The sequence below is a fragment of the Streptomyces sp. NPDC059649 genome, from assembly GCF_042734445.1.
Lineage (GTDB): Bacteria > Actinomycetota > Actinomycetes > Streptomycetales > Streptomycetaceae > Streptomyces.
In genome coordinates this window covers 26,427-44,096 of sequence record NZ_JBHWDV010000026.1, presented here as the reverse complement: position 1 = coordinate 44,096, position 17,670 = coordinate 26,427, and the positions used below count along the sequence as shown (strand labels likewise).

15 protein-coding genes, 1 pseudogene and 1 riboswitch are annotated in these 17,670 nt (G+C 74.6%); of the genes and pseudogenes, 13 read left to right on the top strand and 3 right to left on the bottom strand.

The window, feature by feature from the left end; translation table 11 throughout:
* Positions 1-2: 2 nt before the first annotated feature.
* The gene (locus tag ACFV1J_RS24650; protein ID WP_385861349.1) at positions 3-428 is read right to left on the bottom strand and encodes a hypothetical protein; all 426 of its coding nucleotides are present in this window, start codon (positions 426-428) and stop codon (positions 3-5) included.
* Positions 429-630: 202 nt separating this feature from the next.
* A riboswitch (cobalamin riboswitch) is annotated at positions 631-768 on the top strand.
* Between the two features lie 129 nt (positions 769-897).
* Between ACFV1J_RS24650 and ACFV1J_RS24645 the strand changes: the two genes are divergently transcribed.
* From ACFV1J_RS24645 to cobC, 9 genes and pseudogenes are all read left to right on the top strand, one after another.
* Positions 898-1,884, top strand: coding sequence for a cobalamin biosynthesis protein (locus ACFV1J_RS24645; RefSeq protein ID WP_385861347.1), 987 nt, complete (start codon positions 898-900; stop codon positions 1,882-1,884).
* Positions 1,881-3,458, top strand: a complete 1,578-nt coding sequence (locus tag ACFV1J_RS24640; RefSeq protein WP_385861344.1) for a cobyric acid synthase — start codon at positions 1,881-1,883, stop codon at positions 3,456-3,458. The genes ACFV1J_RS24645 and ACFV1J_RS24640 overlap by 4 nt, the downstream gene beginning before the upstream one ends.
* A gap of 55 nt (positions 3,459-3,513) precedes the next feature.
* Positions 3,514-5,664: a putative cobaltochelatase gene (locus tag ACFV1J_RS24635; protein ID WP_385861342.1), complete on the top strand. Its 2,151-nt coding sequence runs from the start codon at positions 3,514-3,516 to the stop codon at positions 5,662-5,664.
* A complete protein-coding gene (gene cobO / locus ACFV1J_RS24630) occupies positions 5,664-6,263 on the top strand; it encodes a cob(I)yrinic acid a,c-diamide adenosyltransferase (RefSeq protein WP_385861340.1) in 600 nt (199 codons plus the stop codon). The genes ACFV1J_RS24635 and cobO overlap by 1 nt, the downstream gene beginning before the upstream one ends.
* A 16-nt stretch (positions 6,264-6,279) precedes the next feature.
* Complete coding sequence (locus ACFV1J_RS24625; protein WP_385861339.1) at positions 6,280-7,665, top strand: cobyrinate a,c-diamide synthase; 1,386 nt, start codon at positions 6,280-6,282, stop codon at positions 7,663-7,665.
* The gene (locus tag ACFV1J_RS24620) at positions 7,662-8,330 is read left to right on the top strand and encodes a VOC family protein (RefSeq protein ID WP_385861337.1); all 669 of its coding nucleotides are present in this window, start codon (positions 7,662-7,664) and stop codon (positions 8,328-8,330) included. Before ACFV1J_RS24625 ends, ACFV1J_RS24620 begins: the two co-directional genes overlap by 4 nt.
* A pseudogene (locus tag ACFV1J_RS24615) lies at positions 8,327-8,719 on the top strand (cobalamin biosynthesis protein); the annotation flags it as partial. The gene ACFV1J_RS24620 and the pseudogene ACFV1J_RS24615, both read left to right, overlap by 4 nt.
* Before the next feature lie 156 nt (positions 8,720-8,875).
* Entirely contained in the window at positions 8,876-9,793 is a 918-nt protein-coding gene (locus ACFV1J_RS24610) for a sirohydrochlorin chelatase (protein WP_385861477.1), read from the top strand.
* Positions 9,794-9,795: 2 nt separating this feature from the next.
* Positions 9,796-10,920: an Rv2231c family pyridoxal phosphate-dependent protein CobC gene (gene cobC / locus ACFV1J_RS24605; protein WP_385861336.1), complete on the top strand. Its 1,125-nt coding sequence runs from the start codon at positions 9,796-9,798 to the stop codon at positions 10,918-10,920.
* Between the two features lie 165 nt (positions 10,921-11,085).
* On the opposite strand, the gene ACFV1J_RS24600 is transcribed toward cobC, so the two are convergent.
* Both ACFV1J_RS24600 and ACFV1J_RS24595 read right to left on the bottom strand, forming a co-directional pair.
* Positions 11,086-12,099: an SCO1860 family LAETG-anchored protein gene (locus ACFV1J_RS24600; RefSeq protein WP_385861334.1), complete on the bottom strand. Its 1,014-nt coding sequence runs from the start codon at positions 12,097-12,099 to the stop codon at positions 11,086-11,088.
* A 427-nt stretch (positions 12,100-12,526) separates the two neighbouring features.
* Positions 12,527-13,618 (bottom strand): amidohydrolase family protein, encoded by a 1,092-nt coding sequence (locus ACFV1J_RS24595; protein WP_385861475.1) that lies wholly within the window; start codon positions 13,616-13,618, stop codon positions 12,527-12,529.
* Positions 13,619-14,216: 598 nt separating this feature from the next.
* Here ACFV1J_RS24595 and ectA point away from each other — a divergent pair.
* From ectA to thpD, 4 genes are all read left to right on the top strand, one after another.
* Positions 14,217-14,783 carry a diaminobutyrate acetyltransferase gene (gene ectA / locus ACFV1J_RS24590; protein ID WP_385861333.1) on the top strand — a complete coding sequence of 189 codons (567 nt, stop codon included), beginning with the start codon at positions 14,217-14,219 and terminating at the stop codon, positions 14,781-14,783.
* Between the two features lie 128 nt (positions 14,784-14,911).
* The gene (gene ectB, locus ACFV1J_RS24585) at positions 14,912-16,180 is read left to right on the top strand and encodes a diaminobutyrate--2-oxoglutarate transaminase (protein WP_385861331.1); all 1,269 of its coding nucleotides are present in this window, start codon (positions 14,912-14,914) and stop codon (positions 16,178-16,180) included.
* A gap of 51 nt (positions 16,181-16,231) precedes the next feature.
* A complete protein-coding gene (locus tag ACFV1J_RS24580) occupies positions 16,232-16,648 on the top strand; it encodes an ectoine synthase (protein ID WP_310726864.1) in 417 nt (138 codons plus the stop codon).
* A 98-nt stretch (positions 16,649-16,746) separates the two neighbouring features.
* Positions 16,747-17,646 (top strand): ectoine hydroxylase, encoded by a 900-nt coding sequence (thpD, locus tag ACFV1J_RS24575; RefSeq protein WP_385861329.1) that lies wholly within the window; start codon positions 16,747-16,749, stop codon positions 17,644-17,646.
* The last annotated feature ends 24 nt before the right edge of the window (positions 17,647-17,670 follow it).

The window sequence follows — 17,670 nt, the reverse complement described above, 5'->3', positions numbered from 1 at the left end:
GGTCAGTCCTCGCCGGCGCTGCCACTCTCGTGCGTCGGGTTGCCGGGATCGGGTCGTGCCGGGCCGCCGTCGCCGGTGACCTCGACGGCGGGCTCCTCGCCGGCGGCGCGCTCCTCCTTGCGGCGCCGCAGCCATTCCCGCACGGCGATGCTCAGTCCCTTGGTGACCTCGGTGGCGATCGCGCCGACGACGACCAGGATCAGGTCGTCCACGCCCACGGCCATGTCGGCGGGGCCCGGTGCGTCCCCGTCGTCCGTGAGGTGCGGGGGCTGCGGCCGGTGTTCCCAGGTGTGGTCCCGGCGGCTCAGCCAGGGTTCGCGCTCCAGCCAGGCCCGGAGGTCGTCGAGATCCTGCTGCGGATTGTCCGTCCCGGTGACCCTGAGGCGGATCTCCTGACGGTCCTCATGATGGTCGGCGTGCTCCGGCATCCCCCAGCCCCCTTCCGGCGGCCCCTTCGCCACCGTGCACCAGATAGTGACGTGGAATCAGGGACGGGGGCAACCGTCCGTGACGCCCTCACCACCCTGTGGCGTGCGCCACAGGGCCTGCCACGGGGCAGCGTCGCAGGTCAAGGGTGAGTTGACGGGCCTTCGCGGACCGTGGTGGACTGCCGGGGCCAATCGGCGACAGATGAGGAAGTCCGGTGAGAATCCGGCGCGGTCCCGCCACTGTCACCGGGGAGCGTTCCTCCGACGAGGGCCACGGTCCGTACGGATACGTACGGACGGGAAGGCCGGGGGACACGCCGATCCGGGAGCCAGGAGACTCTGGTCGCCGTCACGTCGAGCCAGGGCGAGGACCCTGAGTGAGGACATACCGCCATGCCTGGCCGCCCGCCCCGATCCCCACTGCCCGCTGCCGCAGGGCCCCTTCGAGGACCGACGGCGGCCTGATCCGATGCGCGGCGAACACGCGGGATATGCGTGCGGCGCGGCTCTCGGCTTCCTCGGCGACCTGATCGCGGCGGATCCGCGGCGCGGTCATCCGGTGGCCGCGTTCGGCCGGGCCGCGGCCGCCGTCGAGCGCCGGCTGTGGCGCGACCACCGGGGTCATGGCGCGGTCCACGCCGTGCTGTGCGCGGGCGGTGCGGCGGCCGGCGCGGCGCTGCTGGAGCGGGCCGTACGGCACCGCCGCGGCGCCCGGGTGGCCTTGACCGCGGCCACCGTCTGGGCGGTGCTGGGCGGCACCTCGCTGGGCCGGGAGGCGCGGGCCGTCGGCGGCGCGCTGGAAGCGGGCGATCCGGACGTGGCGCGGGAGCGGCTGCCGCATCTGTGCGGCCGTGATCCCGAGGCGCTGGACGGGCCGCAGATGGCCCGCGCGGTGGTGGAGTCGGTGGCCGAGAACACCTCGGACGCGGTGGTGGGCGCCCTGGTGTGGGGCGCGTTCGGCGGGGTGCCCGGTCTGGTGGCGTTCCGGGCGGTGAACACCCTGGACGCGATGGTGGGTCACAAGTCTCCGCGTTACCGGCGGTTCGGCTGGGCCGCGGCCCGGCTCGACGACGTCGCCGGCTGGCCCGGCTCCCGGCTGACCGCCGCGCTGACCGTGCTCGCGGGGCCCGACCGGCGCGGTGCGCTCGCGGCCTGGCGGGCGGACGGCGGGGCGCACCCGAGCCCCAACGCGGGCCCGGTGGAGGCGTCGTTCGCGGGCGCGCTGGGCGTACGGCTGGGCGGCACGCTGGCGTACGGCGGGCGGGTGGAACACCGTCCGGTGCTCAACGGCGCGGCGCGGCCGCCGGAGGTGGCGGACATCGAGCGGGCGGTGCGGCTGTCGCGGCGGGTGAGCGCGCTGGCGCTGGTGGCGACGGTGGCGGGACGGCTGGCGGCGGGCGCGGTGCGGGACAGGATCGCGGGCGGCAGGGGCACGAGCGGGAGGAAGCGCCGGTGAACGGGCAATGCGGGACGGCCGGGGGGCTCGGCGGCGGGCTGCTGGTGGCCGGTACGACGTCCGACGCGGGCAAGAGCGTGGTGACGGCGGGGATCTGCCGCTGGCTGGTCCGGCAGGGCGTGAAGGTGGCGCCCTTCAAGGCGCAGAACATGTCGCTCAATTCGTTCGTCACCCGCGAGGGCGCGGAGATCGGCCGGGCGCAGGCGATGCAGGCCGCCGCGGCCCGGGTCGAACCGACCGCGCTGATGAACCCGGTCCTGCTCAAGCCGGGCGGCGACCGCAGCAGCCAGGTGGTGCTGCTGGGCAGGCCGGTGGGTGAGCTGAGCGCGCGCGGGTACTTCGGCGGGCCCGGAGGGTCGTCCCCCGGGGAGGCGCGGTACGCGGGCGGGCGGGAGCAGTTGCTCGGCACCGTCACCGACTGTCTCGCCGAACTGCGCCGTACGCACGACGCCGTCATCTGCGAGGGCGCGGGCAGTCCCGCCGAGATCAATCTGCGGCGCACCGACATCGTGAACATGGGCATCGCCCGGACCGCCCGGATACCGGTCGTGGTGGTCGGCGACATCGACCGCGGCGGCGTCTTCGCGTCCTTCTTCGGGACCACGGCGCTGCTGTCGAAGGAGGACCAGGCGCTGGTCGCCGGGTACCTCGTCAACAAGTTCCGGGGCGATGTGACGCTGCTGGAGCCCGGTCTGGACATGCTGGAGCGGCTGACCGGGCGGCCGACGCTGGGCGTGCTGCCGTACGCGCACGGGCTCGGCATCGACGAGGAGGACGGCCTCCGGGTCTCGCTGCGCGGCGCGGTGCGCGAGAGCGTGGTGGCGCCGCCGCACGGCGCGGACGTGCTGCGGGTGGCGGTCTGTGCCGTCCCGCTGATGTCGAACTTCACCGACGTGGACGCGCTGGCGGCCGAACCGGGCGTGGTGGTGCGGTTCGTGGACCGGCCGGAGGAACTGGCCGACGCGGACCTGGTGGTGCTGCCGGGCACCCGCGGCACGGTCCGCGCCCTGCGGTGGCTGCGCGAGCGCGGGCTGGCGGACGCGATCGTCCGGCGGGCCGCCGAGGGCCGTCCGGTCCTGGGCATCTGCGGCGGCTTCCAGATGCTCGGCGAGCACATCGACGACGAGGTCGAGTCGAAGGCGGGCGCGGTCGAGGGCCTCGGGATGCTGCCCGTACGGGTCCGCTTCGCGGTGGAGAAGACGCTCGCCCGGCCGGTGGGCGAGGCCCTCGGCGAGCCGGTGGAGGGCTACGAGATCCACCACGGCGTCGCCGAAGTGACGGGCGGGGACGAGGCGTTCATGGACGGCTGCCGGGTCGGCTCCGTATGGGGCACGCACTGGCACGGCTCCCTGGAGAGCGACGCCTTCCGCCGGGCCTTCCTGCGGCGGGTGGCGGCGGACGCCGGCCGGGCGTTCGTCCCGGCCCCCGACACCCGATTCGGCGCGCTGCGCGAGGAGCAGCTGGACCGGCTGGGCGATCTGATCGAGGAGCACGCGGACACCGGGGCGCTGCTCCGGCTGATCGAGAAGGGGGTGCCGGAGGGGCTGCCGTTCGTGCCTCCGGGGGCGCCATGAGGGGTACGCAAGGGACGGGATCCGGGCCGGCCGGCGACGTGGAGGACGACACAGCATGACGAGTGCGCACAACACCACCCCGCAGTACCCCTTCACCGCGGTCGTCGGCATGGCCGACCTGCGGCTGGCGCTGCTGCTGAACGCGGTGAGCCCGGCGGTCGGCGGGGTGCTGGTCCGCGGCGAGAAGGGGACCGCGAAATCCACCGCGGTACGCGCCCTGTCGGCGCTGATGCCGGCCGTGGACGTGGTGGCCGGCTGCCGGTTCGCCTGCGCCCCGGCCGCGCCCGACCCCGGCTGTCCCGACGGGCCGCACGGGACCGGGGCCGCCGAGAGCCGTCCGACGCGGATGGTGGAGCTTCCGGTCGGCGCCTCCGAGGACCGCCTGGTGGGCGCCCTGGACATCGAACGGGCCCTGTCGGAGGGCGTGAAGGCCTTCGAGCCGGGCCTGCTCGCGGACGCGCACCGCGGAATCCTGTACGTGGACGAGGTCAATCTCCTCCATGACCACTTGGTCGACCTACTGTTGGACGCCGCCGCGATGGGCGCCTCCTACGTGGAGCGCGAGGGCGTCTCCGTCCGGCACGCCTCCCGTTTCCTGCTGGTCGGGACCATGAACCCGGAAGAGGGCGAGCTGCGGCCGCAGTTGCTGGACCGGTTCGGGCTGACCGTCGAGGTCGCGGCCTCCCGGGAGCCGGAGCAGCGGGTGGAGGTGGTCCGGCGGCGGCTCGCGTACGACGCCGACCCGGCCGGGTTCGCGGCGCGCTGGGCGGCCGAGGAGGACGCGCTGCGGCAACGCATCGCCGCGGCCCGGGAGTTGCTGCCCGAGGTGACGCTGGGCGACGCGGCGCTGCGGCAGATCGCGGCGACCTGTGCCGCGTTCGAGGTGGACGGGATGCGCGCGGACATCGTCATGGCGCGGACCGCCACCGCGCTGGCCGCGTGGGCCGGGCGGACGGAGGTCCGGGAGGAGGACGTGCGGCAGGCGGCACTGCTGGCCCTGCCGCACCGCCGGCGCCGGGCGCCCTTCGACGCCCCCGGACTCGACGAGGACAAGCTCGACCGGACGCTGGAGGAGTTCGCCGGACAGGACGATCCGGCGGACGGCGGGGACGATCCGGAGCCGGACGGTCCGGACGGGGGCCCCGACGGGGGCGGTCCGGGCGGCGGAGTGCCGCCGCAGGAGGGCGGTCCCCAGGAAGGTGGTCCTCAGGAGTCGTCGGTGCCGCCGGGGGACGGACTGCCGCACCAGCGTGAGCAGGAGACCCCGCAGGCACAGGAGCCCGTACCCGAGCCGTCCGGGGACGGGGACGAGGCCGGGGCCCGGCCGCAGGCGCAGGGCGGGGCGGCCGCGGAGCAGCCGGCGGTGGCGGCCGGTGAGCCGTTCAAGGCCCGGCGTCTGGACGTGCCGGGGCTGGGCGAGGGCGCCGACGGCCGCCGCTCCCGGGCCCGTACCGCGCACGGCCGGACGACCGGGGCCCGCCGCCCCCGGGGCGCCCTGGGCAAACTGCACCTGGCGGCCACCGTGCAGGCCGCGGCGCCGCACCAGAAGGCGCGCGGGCGGCGCGGCACCGGGCTGCTGGTGCGCCGGGACGATCTGCGCGAGGCGGTGCGCGAGGGCCGGGAGGGCAATCTGGTCCTGTTCGTCGTGGACGCGTCCGGCTCGATGGCGGCGCGCAAGCGGATGGGTGCGGTCAAGGGCGCGGTGCTCTCGCTGCTGCTCGACGCCTACCAGCGGCGCGACAAGATCGGCATGATCACGTTCCGGGGCGCCGGCGCGGAGGTCGCGCTGCCCCCGACGTCGTCGGTCGAGGCGGGTGCGGCGCGGCTCGCGTCGCTGCCCACCGGGGGCCGTACGCCGCTGTCCGAGGGGCTGCTCGCGGCGCACGAGGTGCTGCGGGTGGAGCGGATGCGGGACCCGGCGCGCCGCCCGCTGCTGGTCGTGGTCACCGACGGGCGGGCCACCGCCGGCCCCGAGCCGCGGGTCCGGGCGTCCCGGGCGGCGCGGCTGCTGGCCGCCGACGGCACCGCCGCGGTCGTGGTGGACTGCGAGACCGGTCCGGTACGGCTGGGTCTGGCCGGTGAGCTGGCCCGGGACCTCGGAGGCACCGCCGTCACCCTCGACGCACTGCGCGCGGACCGCGTCTCCGCGCTCGTACGGACCGTTCAGGGCACCAGGACCGTTCACGGCAACAGGAAGGCCGCGTAATGCCGCAGGGACAACCGTCCGTCGTACCGAATGACGGGCTCACCACCCGCCAGCGCCGCAACCGCCCGCTGGTGCTGGTCCACACGGGCCTGGGCAAGGGCAAGTCGACCGCCGCCTTCGGGCTGGCGATGCGGGCCTGGAACCAGGGCTGGCCGGTCGGGGTGTTCCAGTTCGTGAAGTCGGCGAAGTGGAAGGTCGGCGAGGAGCGGGCGCTGCGGGTGCTCGGCGACTCCGGTGAGGGCGGCACGGTCGCCTGGCACAAGATGGGCGAGGGCTGGTCATGGGTGCAGCGCGACTCGCAGTTCAGCAACGAGGAGGCGGCCCGGGAGGGCTGGGAGCAGGTCAAGCGGGACCTCGCCGCGGAGACCTACCGGCTGTACGTCCTCGACGAGTTCGCCTATCCGCTGCACTGGGGCTGGGTGGACACCGAGGAGGTGGTCTCGGTGCTGCGCGACCGGCCCGGCACCCAGCACGTGGTGATCACCGGCCGGAACGCCCCGCAGGCGCTGTGCGACCTGGCCGACCTGGTCACCGACATGACGAAGGTCAAGCACCCGATGGACGCGGGCCAGAAGGGCCAGCGGGGCATCGAGTGGTGAGCGAGGTGGGCGCAGCATGAGCAGCGGGGGCGCCATTCCCCGGCTGGTGATCGCCGCACCGTCCTCCGGTGCGGGGAAGACCACCGTGGCCACCGGTCTGATGGCGGCGTTCGCCGAGGCGGGACTCGTGGTCTCGCCGCACAAGGTGGGCCCGGACTACATCGATCCGGGCTACCACTCCCTGGCGACCGGCCGTCCGGGCCGCAACCTGGACGCGTATCTGTGCGGTCCGGAGCGGATCGCACCGCTGTTCCTGCACGGGGCGGCGGGCGCGGACCTGGCGGTCGTCGAGGGCGTGATGGGGCTGTTCGACGGGGCGTCCGGCATGGGCGAGTTGTCGTCGACGGCGCAGGTCGCGAAGCTGCTGCGGGCGCCGGTGGTGCTGGTGGTGGACGCCTCCTCGCAGTCCCGGTCGGTGGCCGCGCTGGTGCACGGCTTCGCGTCGTGGGACCCGGAGGTGCGGCTGGCCGGGGTGATCCTCAACAAGGTCGGTTCGGACCGGCACGAGGCGCTGCTGCGGGAGGCCATGGAGTCCTCCGGGGTGCCGGTGCTGGGCGCGCTGCGGCGGGACGGCCGGGCCGGTACGCCGTCCCGGCACCTGGGGCTGGTGCCGGTCGCCGAACGCCGGGCCGAGGCGCTCGCGTCGGTACGGGAGCTGGCCGCGCGGGTGCGCGAGGGCTGCGACCTGACGGCGCTGCTGGCACTGGCGCGGTCGGTGCCGGAGCTGCCGGACGCGGCCTGGGACCCGGCGGCGGAGGTGCGGGCGGCGGCGTCCGGGAGCCGGCCGCTGATCGCGGTCGCGGGCGGTGCCGCGTTCACGTTCGCGTACGCCGAGCACGCCGAGCTGCTGACCGCGGCGGGCGCCGAGGTGGTGCCGTTCGATCCGCTGCGGGACGAGCAACTGCCGCCCGGTACACGGGGGTTGGTGATCGGCGGCGGGTTCCCGGAGGTGTATGCGCCGGACCTGTCGGCGAATGCGCCGCTGCGCGCCGCGGTGGCCGGGCTGGCCGCCTCGGGGGCGCCGGTGTCCGCCGAGTGCGCCGGGCTGCTGTACCTGTCCCGGGCGATCGACGGGATGCCGATGTGCGGGGTGCTGCCGGCCGAGGCCCGGATGACCGAACGGCTCACGCTGGGCTACCGGGAGGCGGTGGCGCTGACGGACAACGCGCTGGCGGCGGCCGGGACCCGGGTGCGCGGGCACGAGTTCCACCGCACGGTGCTGGAACCGGGCGCGGGTGACGGGCCGGCCTGGGGGCTGACGCATCCGGAGCGGCGGGTGGAGGGCTTCGTGACCGGCGGGGTGCACGCCTCGTACCTGCATGTGCACTGGGCGGCCGAACCGTCGCTGGCGGCGCGGCTGGTGGCGGGCGCGGCGCGTCAGGTGCCGGTGGCCGCACCATGACCGGCGGGCCGGGTGCGGGCGGACCGCCGGCCGTCCTCGACCATCTCGTCCTCGCCACCCCCGACCTGGCGGCCACCGTCGCCGAGGTGGCCGCGCTGACCGGTGTACGGCCGGTGCCGGGCGGCAGCCATCCGGGGCGCGGGACCCGTAATCATCTGCTGGGGCTGGGCGGCGGGGCGTACGTGGAGGTCATCGGGCCCGATCCGGAGCAGCCCGCGCCGGACCGGCCGCGGTGGTTCGGCATCGACGCGCTGACCGGGCCGCGGCTGGTCACCTGGGCGGTCCGGGTCACCGGTATCGCGGCCCGGGTCGCCGCGGCGCGGGCGTGCGGCCACGACCCGGGCGAGGCGGTGGCGATGTCCCGGCGGACGCCGGACGGCGGCCGGCTCACCTGGCGGCTGACGCCGCCGGGGGCGGGCGACCGGCTGGCGCCGTTCCTGCTGGACTGGGGCGCCACGCCGCATCCGTCCGCCGGGCTTCCGGTGCTGCCGCTGGTCGCGCTGCGGGCGGTGCATCCCGATCCGGCGGCGGCCCGGGCCACCTGGGCGGCGCTCGGCGCGCGGTGGCCGGGGGAACTCGCCGCCGGGCCGGAGGCACAGCTGACCGCCGTGGTGGAAGGGCGGTACGGCCGGGTGGCGTTCGGACGGGGAGCCGGCGCGGTATGAGACGCCGGACGGCCGGTGTCCGCGGCGGGCCGGCGGCGCTGGTGGTGGGCGTGGGGGCGCGCCGCGGGGTGCCGGCGTCCGAGGTCCTGGAGCTGATCGCGGCGGCGCGCACCGCGGCCGGCTGTGCCGGGCACCCGGTGCGGGCGCTGGCGACGGTGGCGGCGAAGGCCGACGAGCCCGGACTGACCGAGGCGGCGCGGCGGCTGGGGGTGCCGTTGTGGTCGTATCCCGCGGCCGCGCTGGCGGCCGTACCGGTGCCGAACCCGTCCGCGGTGGTGGCGGCCGCCGCCGGGACGCCGGGCGTCGCCGAGGCGGCCGCGCTGCTGGCCGCCGGGCCGGGGGCCGAACTGGTCGCCGGCAAGCGGAAGTCGCCGGCGGGCGGGGCGACCTGTGCGCTCGCGCTGGCGACAGTAACGCCCCACCGTGTGCTTACCGCTGGTAGGGAGGGAGCGGCCGCCGCCCCCGCACCTGGTGCCGATATCGTCATGACCTCGCCCAACCCACCGCACCGTGGCACCGGCCGACGGCGGCCGGTCATCGACGAGATGGCACCCGACGGCGAAGACACCGGTAGCAAGGAGACCCCCGTGACCACCCCTCCCGCACTGCTCATCGCCGGTCACGGCGCCCGTGACGACGACGCGGCCGAGGCCCTGCGCGCACTGGTGGACGCGCTCGGCGAGCATCTGCCCGAGGTCCCGGTCGCCGGCGGGTTCTTCGGCGCCCCGGGCACGCCGATGCCGCTGGCCGACGCCGTGGACGGGCTGGCCGGGCAGGGCGTGACCGAACTCGTCGCGGTACCTCTGCTGCTGGCGCCGACCGGTGCGGGCACCCAGACCCTGCCCGCGGCGCTGGAGCGCGCGGCCGCCGGGCACCCGGACCTGCGCACGTACTGCACCGCCGAACTCGGCCCGGACCCGCGGCTGCTGGACGTGCTGGAGCGGCGGCTGGACGAGGCGCTCGGCGCCGGCACCCGTACGCCGCAGGACCGGGCCCGGACCACGGTGCTGCTGGTGGGCCGCGGGACGACCGATCCGCACGCCAACGCCGAGGTGGCGCGGGCCGCGCGACTGCTGTGGGAGGGGCGCGGATTCGCGGGCGTGGAGACCGCGTTCGTCGCCCAGACCGCGCCGGACGTGCCGGCCGGGCTGGACCGCTGCCGGGCACTGGCCGGGCCGGTCCCGGGCGCGGCCGGCCCGTCCCGGATCGTGGTCCTGCCGTACGCCCTCCTCGCCGACGGGCCGGTGGAGCGGCTGTGGATGCAGACCGAGGGCTGGGCCGCGGCGCACTCGGGCGTCGAGGTGTTCGGTGCCCAGGTGCTCGGCACCGGGCCCGAGGTGGCCGAGGTGGTCATGGAGCGCTACCGCGCGGCGGTGGCCGGGGGCGCGCCGCCGGACCGGGCGGCGGACGGCGGGGTGTCGTACGGCCCGGCGCGGGTGGCGGCGGGCGCCGGGGAGCGGTGAGCATGCCGGCGCCCACCGATGCGGTCCGGCCGCGCGGCTCCGGCCCCGCCGGGCCCGCTCCCGTCCCGGCCGGCCCCTCCCCCGTGCCGGCGGACGAGCCCGATCTGCGGCACCACGGTGATGCCGAAGTGCGGGGCGACGGCGGTGCGTTGACGGACCTGGCGGTCAACGTCCGGGCCGGCACTCCCCCGGCGTGGCTCAAGGCGCACCTCACCGCGTCACTGGACGCACTGGCCGCCTACCCCGACGGCCGGGCGGCGCGCCGGGCGGTGGCCGGGCGGCACGGGCTGCCCGTGGAGCGGGTGCTGCTGACGTCCGGGGCCGCGGAGGCGTTCGTACTGCTGGCGCGGACCGTGCGGGCCCGCCGCCCGGTGGTGGTGCATCCGCAGTTCACCGAACCGGAGGCGGCGCTGCGGGACGCCGGGCACGACGTGGCCCGGGTGCTGCTCTCCGCACGGGACGGGTTCCGGCTGGATCCGGACGCGGTGCCCGAGGACGCCGATCTGGTCGTGGTCGGCAACCCCACCAATCCCACGTCGGTGCTGCACCCGGCGGGCGCGCTGGCCCGGTTGGCGCGGCCCGGGCGGACGCTGGTGGTGGACGAGGCGTTCATGGACGCGGTGCCCGGTGAGCGGGAGTCGCTGGCCGGGCGCACGGATCTGCCGGGGCTGGTGGTACTGCGTTCGCTGACCAAGACGTGGGGGCTGGCGGGGCTGCGGATCGGCTATGTGCTGGCCGGCCCGCAGACCGTGGCGGGCCTGGAGCGGGCCCAGCCGCTGTGGCCGGTGTCGAGTCCGGCGCTGGCCGCCGCGGAGGCGTGCAGTGCGCCGGCGGCGCTGGCGGAGGCGGCCGCGGCGGCCGAGGAGATCGTCCGGGACCGGGCCCATCTGCTGGCCCGGCTCGGCGAGTTCGAGCAGATCCGGGTGGCCGGGCCGGCGGCGGGGCCGTTCGTCCTGCTGCGGCTGCCGGGCGCGGCGGGAGTGCGGGAGGGCCTGCGGGCCCGCGGTTTCGCGGTGCGCCGCGGGGACACCTTCCCGGGCCTGGGGCCGGACTGGCTGCGGCTCGCGGTGCGGGACCGGGCCACCACCGACCGGTTCGTGGCGGCGCTGGCCGAGGTCCTGCGCTGACCGGCCGGTGCGCGGGCCCGCCGGGTCCCGTCGCACCACGCTTCCCTTCCGACGGGTCCCGGCGGGGTGGGGTGTGCCGTACGGGCCGCCTCCGGTCCGTACGACACACCCCGGCCGTACCCCGCGGCCGACGCCCCCACAGCACCGGCACGGGGTACGGAGCCGTCAGCCGCCCTGCGGGGAGGCGGCGCGGCGCCGGCGGGTGAGGACCAGGGCCCCGGCACCGGCCGCGACCAGCAGCGCGGCACCGCCGGCGAGGTACGGGGTGGCCGAACTGCCGCCGGTCTCGGCGAGGTCGGGGCCGGTGTTCCCGGCACCGCTGTGGCTCACCTGGGTGCCGCCGCCGGCCGGCTTGTCACCCCCGCCGCCGCTGGTGCCACCGCCGTTGGTGCCGCCGCCGCTCGTACCGCCGGAGCCACCGTGTCCGGGCGGGGTGGTGGCGTCCGGGGCGGTGCAGCCGGCGTGGACGAGGGTGACCCGGCCGTGCACCTCGGCGACGTTGAGCTTCAGCGGGTCGACCGAGACGTTCAGCTGCAGCGCGGTGGCCGCGGCGGTCTTCCCGGAGACGCTCTTCCGCGACAGGTCCAGCCGTACGTCGCCGACGCCCGGCACCTTGACGTCCGTCGTGCCGCCCGCGGTGAGCGTGACCTGCTTGCCGAGGACGCGGACGGGGCCGAGGACGTTGGCCTCGGCCCGGGGCCGCCGGCCCGCCTCGCACACGGCCTTGGCGGTGACCTGCTGGACCTCGATCAGGGACAGCAGCGGCAGCCCGGGCAGCCGCACCTTGGCGTGCAGCAGGTTGGCATAGCCCTCGGCCTTCTGCCGGGCCGTGGTGGCGCGGGCGGTGGCGGCGTCGGCGCGCAGCACGGTGAACGGGCGGCCCCGGTCGATGCCGTCGAGCCGCACGGTGAGCGCGGTCTTGCCGGCCGAGGCGGGTGCGTGCACCTCGTTCAGCACGGCGTTCAGCGGGATGTCGGCCGACTTGTCGAGCAGGCCGACGTTCAGGCCGGTGCGCAGCACGACCGCGTCGGCCTTGCCCCGGGCCGGGCCGTGCCCTCCGGTGGCGTGCGCCGGCCCGGCGCCGAGCAGCACGGCGGGACCGGCCGTGAGCGTGGCGGCGACGACGGCCGCGGCCAGGCGCCGGGGCGCACCGGAGGAGTGGGTGGGACTGGTGGACACGTGTGTGGAACCCCCACAAGAGAAATGGAGCCGCCGGCCGCGCCAATGGGGGACATCACGCGGGCCGGCGACATCGACCCGCACATCGTGTCGGCACCGAGGGTGAACGGGCAGCCACGTGAGGTCAGTTCATCCCAAAGGGTGGTTTTCGCGCCTGGGTTCGATTCCCGCGGCCCCCCGCATCTCCCCCGTCACAGCCGCCCCACCACGGGGGTGATCCCCGTTGACCGACCCGGTCCGGCTGCGGCCCTGGCCGGGGCCGCGTCCGGGACGACCGGGCGGCCCGCCGTACGGTCACCGGCCGTGGGCGCCGAGTGCACGGCGACCGACATCCTGACCACGGTGCTCCGGCGCACCGCCCGGGGGGCACGGCCCGGACGGCCCGCCGGAGGTGGTTCCCCGCTCCCCCCGGGGACGCGGGGGCGGCTCAGCCCACGATCTCGCCACGCAGCACGACCCGGCGCGGGGCCGCCAGGACGCGGACGTCCTCGCGCGGGTCGCTCTCGTAGACGACCAGGTCCGCCGGGGCGCCCTCGGTGAGGCCCGGGCGGCCGAGCCACTCACGGGCGCCCCAGGTGGTGGCGGAGAGCGCGGCACGGGCGGGCAGCCCGGCCCGGGTCAGTTCGACGACCTCGTCGGCGACCAGGCCGTGCGCCAGCGAGCCGCCCGCGTCGGTGCCGGCGAAGACGGGCACCCCGGCGTCGTAGGCGGCCCGGACGGTGTCGTAGCGGCGGTCGTGCAGCCGGCGCATGTGGTCCGCCCAGCGCGGGAACTTCGCGTGACCGGCGTCCGCCAGGCGCGGGAAGGTGGCGATGTTGACCAGCGTGGGGACGATGGCGACCCCGCGCTCGGCGAACAGCGGGATGGTCTCCTCGGTGAGCCCGGTGGCGTGCTCGATGCAGTCGATACCGGCCTCGACGAGCGGGGCGAGGGTTTCCTCGGCGAAGCAGTGGGCGGTCACCCGGGCGCCCAGGCGGTGCGCCTCCGCGATGGCCGCCTCGACCGCGCCCTTGGGCCAGCAGGCGCCCAGGTCCCCGGTGGAGCGGTCGATCCAGTCGCCGACGAGCTTGACCCAGCCGTCGCCGCGGCGGGCCTCCTGGGCGACGTAGGCGACCAGGTCCTCGGGCTCGATCTCATGGGCGTAGTTGCGGATGTACCGCTTGGTGCGGGCGATGTGCCGGCCGGCCCGGATGATCTTCGGCAGGTCGGCCCGGTCGTCGACCCAGCGGGTGTCGGAGGGCGATCCGGCGTCCCGGATCAGCAGGGTGCCGGCGTCACGGTCGGTGAGCGCCTGCTTCTCGCTGGTGGGGGCGTCCACCGGGCCGTGCGCGTCCAGCCCCACGTGGCAGTGCGCGTCGACCAGGCCGGGCAGCGCCCAGCCCTGCACGCTGATGGCATCGCGTGCCAGGGCCGGCCGGTCGTAGGTCACCCGCCCGCCGACCACCCACAGCTCGTCGCGCACGTCGTCCGGTCCGACGAGGACCCTCCCCTTGAGGTGCAGCACCGCACCTTCACTCATGGACGTCATACCGGCACTCTAGGCGCCGCCGGCGGGTCCGCCGGAGGCGGCGGTCACCGCGGTGCGGGGGCGGCCGGGAGACGGCGTGAAGGCGGCGTGCGACGGCGGGGACGGCGGTGCGGCCGGGCCGGCGGGAAGGCCGTCCGGGCGGTCGCCGACGCGTCGCCGACGCTGTGTAGGCGATTATTGCCGCAATGTTTCCGAAAAAGCCCGCCGACCGTTCTCGGCGTATGTTCTTGCGATGCTTCTCATGGATGTGTCGCACAGGTTTTTCCGGGACTTGCGCCAGGGTCTCCGGTGGCGAATTCCCAATTTCTTCGGGTACAGCTTCCCGTCTTCTTCTGCCCGCTTTTCCGCAGCTCAAACGCCAAGATTCCGCTAGCGCCGAAGCCCGTAATTCGGACCGATCTCGCGGACGTTACGCACCTGTGACCGACTACACAGCACGTCCGTTTCGCCCCGTACTTCCCGGTCAAATCGGGGCATCACGCATCGACGTCGCGCGCCCGGGCGCCCCCGCGCGATAACACATCGGGCGGCCCGACGTAACCCCTCCCCGCGATGCAATTTCCTTTTTCCCTGGGTAAATTTAATTCCCATGACCGCCGCACAAGCAGACCATGCAGGTGCCCGTAGCGATATCGGAGAATTTCCGGAGGGCTTCAAGCTCGACACCCCCCGCGTGGAGGACGGAGCCGCGATCTGGCGCATCGCCCGCGACTCCAAGACGCTGGACCTCAACTCCTCCTACAGCTACCTCCTGTGGTGTCGGGACTTCGCCGCCACCTCCGTCGTCGCCCGCGACGCGGAGGGCGAGCCGGCCGCCTTCGTGACCGGCTACATCCGTCCCGAGCGCCCCGAGACCCTCGTCGTCTGGCAGGTCGCCGTCGACGCGGCGCACCGTGGCCTGGGGCTGGCGGCCGCCCTCCTGGACGGGGTGACCACCCGGGCCCGGGACGAGCTGGGCATCCGTTACGTCGAGACCACCATCACCCCCGACAACGCCGCTTCCAACCGGCTGTTCGCGTCCTTCGGCGAACGGCACTCCGTGCCGGTCGAGCGGGAGGTGCTCTTCGACGCCGGGCTGTTCCCGGAGCAGGGCCACGAGCCGGAGGTGCTGCACCTCATAGGCCCGTTCGCGCCCCCGGCCGGGCCCGCGCACTAGCGACCAGGGCCGCGCGGCACGGCCGCCGCGACGGCCGTGCGGCACCGGCTCCCCCTCGACCCGCCGGCCCCGCAAAGCCCCCCAACAGACTTCTTCCGCCTCTCGCACTCATCTCCCAGGAGCATGCTGTGACCATCACCCAGCCCGATCTGAGCGTCTTCGAGACCGTGGAGTCGGAGGTGCGCAGCTACTGCCGTGGCTGGCCCACCGTCTTCGACCGCGCGCAGGGCAGCCGCATCACCGACGAGGACGGCCACACCTACCTCGACTTCTTCTCCGGCGCCGGTTCGCTCAACTACGGGCACAACAACCCGGTCCTCAAACGCGCCCTGATCGACTACATCGAGCGGGACGGCATCACCCACGCCCTGGACATGTCCACCACGGCCAAGCGGGCGTTCCTGGAGTCGTTCCAGAACATCGTGCTGCGGCCGCGCGACCTGCCCTACAAGGTCATGTTCCCGGGCCCGACGGGCGCCAACTCGGTCGAGGCCGCGCTGAAGCTGGCCCGTAAGGTCAAGGGCCGCGAGTCGATCGTGTCCTTCACCAACGCCTTCCACGGCATGTCGCTCGGCGCCCTCGCGGTCACCGGCAACTCCATGAAGCGGGCCGGCGCCGGCATCCCGCTGGTGCACGGCACGCCGATGCCGTTCGACAACTACCTCGACGGCCAGACCCCGGACTTCCTGTGGTTCGAGCGGCTGCTGGAGGACCAGGGCTCCGGCCTGAACAAGCCCGCCGCGGTGATCGTGGAGACCGTGCAGGGCGAGGGCGGCATCAACGTCGCCCGGGTCGAGTGGCTGCGCGCCCTGGCCGCCCTGTGCGAGCGCCAGGACATGCTGCTGATCGTCGACGACATCCAGATGGGCTGCGGCCGTACGGGTGCCTTCTTCTCCTTCGAGGAGGCGGGCATCGTGCCGGACATCGTCACCGTCTCGAAGTCCATCAGCGGCTACGGCCTGCCGCTCGCGCTCACCCTGTTCAAGCCCGAGCTGGACATCTGGGAGCCGGGCGAGCACAACGGCACCTTCCGCGGCAACAACCCGGCGTTCGTCACCGCCGCCGCGGCGCTCGACACCTACTGGGCCGACGGGCAGATGGAGAAGCAGACCCTGGCCCGCGGTGAGATCGTCGAAGCGCATCTGAAGGCGATCGTCGAGGAGAACCCGGGCACCTTCGCCGAGTACCGCGGCCGCGGTCTGGTGTGGGGCCTGGAGTGCAACGACAAGCCGCTCGCCGGCAAGATCGCCAAGCGCGCCTTCGAGCTGGGTCTGCTGATCGAGACCTCCGGCCCGGAGAGCGAGGTCGTCAAGCTGCTGCCGGCCCTGACCACCACCCCCGAGGAACTGGACGAGGGTCTGCGCACCCTCGGCCGCGCGGTCCGCGACTGCGCCTGAGCGCGGCGTTCCGCACCGCACCACAGATACGACAGAAAGGCAGCCCGCACCGTGATCGTCCGCTCCTTCAAGGACATCGAAGGCACCGACCGCCACGTCAAGTCCAAGTCCGGCACCTGGGAGAGCAAGCGCATCGTGCTCGCCAAGGAGCGGGTCGGGTTCTCGCTGCACGAGACCGTCCTGTACGCCGGCACCGAGACGTCGATGTGGTACGCCAACCACATCGAGGCCGTCGTCTGCGTCGAGGGCGAGGCCGAGCTGACCAACGACGAGACCGGCGAGAAGCACCTCATCACGCCCGGCGTGATGTACCTGCTCGACGGGCATGAGAAGCACACCATGCGGATCAAGCAGGACTTCCGCTGCCTGTGCGTCTTCAACCCCCCGGTCACCGGCCGCGAGGACCACGACGAGAACGGGGTCTACCCCCTTCTCACCGAACCGGACACCGAGCCCGAGACGGTCTGAGGCGAACCTGACGCCTGCCCCGTCCGGCAGAGCTCCAGGAAGGTACGCAACGCGCGCCCGATGCCAGATTCCGTACGAGAGGAGAGGAAGGCAACACCATGACCACCGCACCCGAGCGCACCGCCGACCTGTACCCGACCCGCGGCACCGCCGAGGTGATCACGCCGCGGAAGGACCCGGTGGTGTGGTCGCAGCCCGGAGCGGCCGGCCCCTTCGCGCCGTCCGAGCTGAGCGACTTCGAACGCGACGGCTTCTTCGCCATCGGGGAACTGCTCACCGCGGAGGAAGTCGCGGTGTACCGCGCCGAACTGGACCGGCTGGTGCTCGACCCGGCGATGCGCGCCGACCCGCGCTCCATCGTCGAGCCGAAGTCGCAGAGCGTCCGGTCGGTGTTCGAGGTGCACAAGATCAGCGAGGTGTTCGCCAAGCTGGTCGCCGATCCGCGTGTGGTCGGCCGTGCCCGTCAGATCCTCGGGTCGGACGTCTACGTCCACCAGTCGCGGATCAACGTGAAGCCCGGCTTCGGTGCCTCCGGCTTCTACTGGCACTCGGACTTCGAGACCTGGCACGCCGAGGACGGGCTGCCGAACATGCGCACCGTGTCGGTCTCGATCGCGCTGACGGAGAACTACGACACCAACGGCGGCCTGATGATCATGCCCGGTTCGCACCAGCACTTCGTGGGGTGCGAGGGCGAGACGCCGAAGGACCACTACAAGCGGTCCCTGCAGATGCAGGACGCGGGCATACCCTCGGACGAGGTCCTCACCAAGATGGCCGACAAGCACGGCATCCGGCTGTTCACCGGCAAGGCCGGCTCGGCGACGTGGTTCGACTGCAACGCCATGCACGGCTCCGGCGACAACATCACGCCGTACCCGCGCAGCAATGTCTTCATCGTCTTCAACAGCGTGGAGAACACGGCCGTGGAGCCGTTCGCGGCCCCGGTCCGGCGTCCGGAGTACATCGGGGCGCGGGACTTCACCCCGGTCAAGTAGCCGTACGAGGCGGACAGGCGGAAG